The 5,762-nt window shown below is 35.6% G+C and carries 7 protein-coding genes; 3 read left to right on the forward strand and 4 right to left on the reverse strand.

Annotated features, from left to right (window positions below; all coding sequences use genetic code 11):
- Together HRT72_13320 and HRT72_13325 are read right to left on the reverse strand one after the other, a co-directional pair.
- On the reverse strand, positions 1-491 hold a 491-nt coding region (locus HRT72_13320), incomplete at its 3' end, for a hypothetical protein (GenBank protein NQY68688.1).
- A 9-nt stretch (positions 492-500) separates the two neighbouring features.
- Positions 501-1,640: a T9SS type A sorting domain-containing protein gene (locus tag HRT72_13325; GenBank protein NQY68689.1), complete on the reverse strand. Its 1,140-nt coding sequence runs from the start codon at positions 1,638-1,640 to the stop codon at positions 501-503.
- Between the two features lie 173 nt (positions 1,641-1,813).
- Here HRT72_13325 and HRT72_13330 point away from each other — a divergent pair, with 173 nt between their 5' ends.
- Positions 1,814-3,517: an FAD-dependent oxidoreductase gene (locus tag HRT72_13330; protein ID NQY68690.1), complete on the forward strand. Its 1,704-nt coding sequence runs from the start codon at positions 1,814-1,816 to the stop codon at positions 3,515-3,517.
- A 6-nt stretch (positions 3,518-3,523) separates the two neighbouring features.
- Here HRT72_13330 and HRT72_13335 read toward each other — a convergent pair whose 3' ends face one another.
- Positions 3,524-4,135: a carbonic anhydrase gene (locus tag HRT72_13335; protein NQY68691.1), complete on the reverse strand. Its 612-nt coding sequence runs from the start codon at positions 4,133-4,135 to the stop codon at positions 3,524-3,526.
- A gap of 69 nt (positions 4,136-4,204) precedes the next feature.
- On the reverse strand, positions 4,205-4,849 hold the full coding sequence (locus HRT72_13340) for a hypothetical protein (GenBank protein NQY68692.1): 645 nt from the start codon (positions 4,847-4,849) through the stop codon (positions 4,205-4,207).
- A gap of 112 nt (positions 4,850-4,961) precedes the next feature.
- On the opposite strand from HRT72_13340, the gene HRT72_13345 reads away from it, so the two are divergent.
- Together HRT72_13345 and HRT72_13350 are read left to right on the forward strand one after the other, a co-directional pair.
- Positions 4,962-5,423 (forward strand): GNAT family N-acetyltransferase, encoded by a 462-nt coding sequence (locus HRT72_13345; GenBank protein NQY68693.1) that lies wholly within the window; start codon positions 4,962-4,964, stop codon positions 5,421-5,423.
- A 58-nt stretch (positions 5,424-5,481) separates the two neighbouring features.
- The gene (locus tag HRT72_13350) at positions 5,482-5,751 is read left to right on the forward strand and encodes a hypothetical protein (protein ID NQY68694.1); all 270 of its coding nucleotides are present in this window, start codon (positions 5,482-5,484) and stop codon (positions 5,749-5,751) included.
- The last annotated feature ends 11 nt before the right edge of the window (positions 5,752-5,762 follow it).

Here is a 5,762-nt window from a genome sequence, read left to right on the forward strand (position 1 = left end):
AAAGTGGAATTATTTACCATATCGTATTTTCTTTCTTGCCATTCTCCCCACCATAGTCCGCCTATATTCAGAGCTTCTGATACGAAATTTTTTTCTGGTCCAATTGTCCCTCCCTGGGGTACTGCCGAAACGGTCGAAAAACCTCCTGTAGTCATTAATGCATTATAACCATCTGGAGTAGCTGTTGCATTAAGGCTCATGTTAGCTGATCCTCCGACCCATTTCCATGTCCAGTTCGACTGACCTCCAGGTCCTCCAGCAGATGATGGGTCAGATGTTTTGCTCCAGTCGGAAGATATAAGGGATGCCTGAATTGTGAAATCATTTACACCATCATTATTTAAGTCTAAATCAAATGAAGAGTCTTGAATATTGGCATTCAAATTATTGTTTATTACTGTCGCATTTATTGTCGATGAACTAGCAGCTACAGTAATTGCAGTAATAGAATATGCTTTTAATTGATCGCTTAGATGTTTGATTATTTTCATAGGATTCAATTATTTATTCTTTATGATTTTAAAAGAATTCCTTTCAGAGTCTGATACCACATTAATGAAATAAAGTCCGTCATTGTAATTCGAAACATCCAGGGTAATGGAAGAAACAAACTGGTAATTATTTATATCCAAAACAGACCCGATCGAGTTGATTACTTGTACAACTACTTCTTGGAAAGAACTGCCAAGATCAATCGTTACATAATCTATGGCAGGATTTGGATAGGTTGTGATTGACGTCAAACTTTCGTTATCATTAATACTAGAAGTAAATGGTGGACAGGTTAATGCAGATGGAATTAGATCTGTTGTAAGATTAGGTAAGTAAGTAAAGCACCAATCGCTACTGTCTGCAGCACGAGTATATACGTGTCCTTCTTCTCCAGTGATAGCATATCCAGGATCAGTTATCCTTCTATTATTTGCGTGTAACCAATTTATAGATGGTAAGAAGTTGTTATCGAATGCTGGTCCAAGTGTATTCATATTATCCGCATTGTTCGAGATAATAAAAAGGTAAGCATCTGTTGCTTTAAGGAAGTCAGAGCTTAAAGGGCCATACAAATGATGAGCTGTTTTACGAACATGCGCTCTTACCTTGCCAGGGTGCTCATCTAAGAATCTATCCATCGATCCTGTTCCTTCGTCTCCGCCTGTAGTATAAACGAACCCATTATATTCCATTCTAAAGGCAAGGCTATTTAGATTAGCATCGGTTCCATAAAGTGTCGTATTTTTTACATTATAAATGAAGAAATTTACTCCGCTAATTTCGAATTTGTCTTCGTAGTTGAATGTCTGGTTGTCCCATTCAATAGTATTTATATCAATATACCCTTTGCTTACCAGTGAATCATATCCACCGTTATGGTCACCATGACCATGTGATTCTACTATATAGTCTAAATGGGTAATGCCATTGTTCTGGAAAAAAGGATAAACTACATCATTGAATTTGTTTTCAGTACCAGTATCTATCATCATAGTTTTGCCGTCTGGTAAAATTACAAGCGCTGCATCTCCGGATCCAACCGCGAAATTTATTATTTGAAGATCGGATGCCCTACCATGCAGTGGAGTGAGAATAGGTATTAAAAGTATCCAAAAGGATAATGAAGTTTTAAATAAAAATTTCATCATATAAAACGATTAATTATGCTAGGAATTAAATATTTAAGAAGATTAAATATAACACCTTATGTGCAATAATTAATTCCCGGAAACATTATTGGAATGAATTTCTTCTTAAGGATAGGGTAGCTTATATTCGCATCATTATACTTCCATTCTACCAAACCAATAACATTTATTAGATGAGAAACTTAATCAAACTATCGGCTTTATTATTAGCTACTTTAATCATGTCTTGTTCTTCACAAGAGAAAGAAGGCAGTCAAACTGAGTCATCGGTAGATTTTGATGTGATAGTAATTGGGGCAGGAGCTGCGGGAATGTATACTGCATTGCATTTAGATAAAAACGGAATGAATGTTAAAGTATTAGAGGCATCTTCAACACATGGCGGTAGAGCTCAATTTAACAATAATTTCTGCGAAGGGTTTTTAGCAATAGGACCAGAAGAAGTATATCCTTCGAGAGACTTTCCAATTCCAATGAGAACTAAGGCAATGACTAAGTTTAGAGAAATTGCTATTGAAGAGGGCAAAGATCCTGAAAGGTTGGATATTAAAGGGGATAAGGTAATGTACGAAGGAGCAGTTTTTGCACATTTACCGGATAGTGGCACACAACTTATTGATATCTACAGAGATATCTATATGTGGGATTCTACATTGCTTCATCCTTTTGAAATTGGTGAAGAGTATTACTTCCGTTTTTTCGATGATCCGAGAACAGATTTGGGAGACTGGCCTTATCCTCATCACAATAATTATCACAATATCGACTACCACATGGGTTTGGAAAATATTGTGTACTTAAAAGAGGGTAAGCCTGTAAATGCACTTGAGGATGATACTTATTTAAAAGCGCTGAAAGCTATTCATGCAATTGGAGATTATGACGGTCCGGATACAACTAAGTCTGCAGCCTTGTTTGCTCAAGCTGGCATTAAGGAAGGAGATTTAATATGGACAATTGTGGAAGACTTAATGGCAGCTGGGACTTCAGCTAGTTCATTAAATCACATGTATACTTCGAAATATCCTGAGATTAAAGGGGAAGAAGAAGAAGAAGAAGAAGAAAGGGAAGAAGGACATTATTATGAAGATCCAGGAGGGAATGTTTTTTTAGTTGACGTTCCTTATAAATCATTTTTGGATACTCTTTATTTCCAACCACTACATGATAAAGGATTAATCAAGTACGATGCACCAGTTGTTAAAGTTGATTATACCAATGATGTTATTGTTGTTACGGATGAAAATGGCGAGACATACACAACTAATCGTGTTGTAAGTACTGTTTCTTCCGATGTATTAAAAAGTGAGATAATTGATTTCGTTCCGAACTTACCTGCTGATAAAGTTAAGGCTTACAATAAAATGACTTTGGATGTTGGATTTAGAATGTACCTTAAATTCAAAGAGCCAATTTGGGAAAAAGATGATATCGTTGAGATATTAGGAGCAGGACTTTCAACTAGATGTTGGGTTCCTAATAAATACAGAGGAGAAGGTGTTAATGATCCTAATGTATTACAGTGCTACATAATGGGAGAACGAGCGGAAGATTTAATTGCAAAAGATGAACGGGCAGAAGAAGTTGTAGTAAAAGAGTTAGATGCAATATTCGGAGGCACTACGGCTACGGATAACTTCATCGAGGCATTCTATATGAACTATGAAATGGATCCATATATCAAAGGGATTTACTCATACGGTTCTTCTAAGGGCTGGTATAATGAAGAGGGTGTAGGAGCAGATGAAATCTTAGCTAAGTCGGTAGATAATAAATTATTCTTTGCAGGTGAAGCTACGTGGAGTAGTACAGTAGTAGGAGCAATGCGAAGTGGATTGGCTTCTGCTGAAGAGATATTAGAGTTGGATAAAGAGTAAGCTTTATTATATAAAGCTTACTTCTCCAGTTTCTACAGAATAAATAGCACCGACTATTTTAATCTCACCATTTGATTCCATTTCAGCCAAAATAGGACTTTCTTTTCTTATGTTCTGAATTGATTCGAGTACATTTTGTTCTGCAACCTTTTCAACAAACCCTGCATCATCTGAAGACAAACTTTGCTTAATAGTACTAATAGCTGGTTTTATTTTAGAAAGAAGCGCCGTGATATTTCCTAACTCAACCTCTTTGCAAGCCGATGTTACTGCGCCACATTTAGTATGTCCTAAAACTACGATTACTTTAGAGCCAGCTACCTTGCAGCCATACTCTATAGATCCAAGGATGTCGACATTAACAATGTTTCCAGCAACACGAGCGCTGAATACATCTCCAATACCTTGATCAAATACGATCTCCGATGGTACGCGTGAATCAATACAACTTAATACCACGGCAAATGGAAATTGACCAGTGCTTGTTTCTTTAATTTGCGTAGACAAATCACGACTAGTCATTGCTGAAGTAACAAATCTTTTGTTTCCTTCTACTAATATATTTAGTGCTCTATCTGGTGTAAGTGCAGTTTGGGAATCTTTTGTTTGAGTTGTCATATTATTGTTTTAGCGATTGTGTTGCAAATATAAAATAGAGTACGGTTTATTAAATAATAATGATTCAAATTATTGTTCTATAATTTGAATTGAAATGTTATACTTCTTTCTAACCGAAATTTTGTTTGTCTTTATTTTCGGACTAATACCGATAATCTCAAATTTAATATTGTCAATTGTTACTTCAGTTTCAAATCGCGTATTTGTGTTTAGGATAAACGCTTTCTGTGTTCCTTGTTTTTTTCTTAAGAGAAATCTTGCTTCTGCATTACCAGCCCATTTACACTTCGCGTCAACCGGGCATCGTGAATCGCTAATTATAGAATCTATTTGTAAAGAGTAACTATTATCAAAAAAGTGCGATGCCTTTTTAAATTTTACTTCGATGGTATCTGTCTTTTTTTGATAGACACTTAGTCCTTGAGGTTTAATAGAAGACGTATCGTTGTAGTTTTGCAGTTGTCTCAATAGCCTGTCATCAAAGTAAATTTCGTTGCAATTACAACAAGGGCTTAAGCAACTCATGAAAGATCCTTTTTCGTCGTATTGGTGACTGCATGGAATTCCGCAAGGAGGTCTGTTGTCCTGTATTTCTTCAATAAGTCTAATTGGGTCTTGTAAAGGGATTACGGTAGACGAACTGTCTTGCCCGATTGAAATTAATGGGTTTATTGAGATTAGGATAAGTGCTATAAAGAGAATCTCGTTTCTCATATTTTGGAATCTAAAGTTATGTTTATTACAGGATGCAATTACGGAGCCAATTCCATAAAGCTTTCATATCACCATTATTTGTACTTCCTTTAATATTCAATAAAGAAGGAAAATGAAACAAACGATTATTTGGCAAGCAAAAGACTTTAAAGAATTATCTGTTGATGAATATTTTGAAATTCTTTTTCTTCGATCAGAAGTTTTTGTTTTAGAACAAGTATGTCCTTATCAAGATGTGGATAGTAAAGAGCCACATGCAATTCATTTATTTGGAACGAATGAGGCAGGACTGGTAGTCGCTGTTATGCGAATATTACCACGTGGTGTTTCTTATGAGGAGGTATCACTTGGTAGATTAGCTGTTAAAAAAGAATACAGACAACAAGGTATAGGCAATGCTCTTATGGTTGAAGCACTAAAAGTGATTCAGTCTAAACTTGGCGACCAGTCTGTTCGTATTTCAGCGCAGCAATATTTGAAAAATTATTACAAGAAACACGGCTTTAAACAGGTGGGTGTTATGTATCTGGAGGACGATCAGCCTCATATTGAAATGATTAAAGAAAATAGTTAACAGTCAGGTATTCAACTAGAATAATCTTTTGTTTACTTTTGCCGCCTAAACTATCAGCATGAGATCATACCAAAGAGTTTTCCTAACGGTTGTTGCCGTATTTATTGCAAATGTATTATTCGCAAAAGAGTACAAGTTCGACACCGTACCTAGCGATCCTCTTAAAACAAGAATCTATGAGTTAGAGAATGGATTAAAAGTGTACTTGTCTGATAATAAGGATGCTCCAACTATTCAGACATACATTGGTATTGCTAGTGGTTCTAAAAACACAGTATTATTTTTTCCAAAATTCTCATCATTAACTTTTTGCTGTAATTTTCCATAATTTTCTAAAGC

Source organism: Flavobacteriales bacterium (genome assembly GCA_013214975.1).
Lineage (GTDB): Bacteria > Bacteroidota > Bacteroidia > DT-38 > DT-38 > DT-38.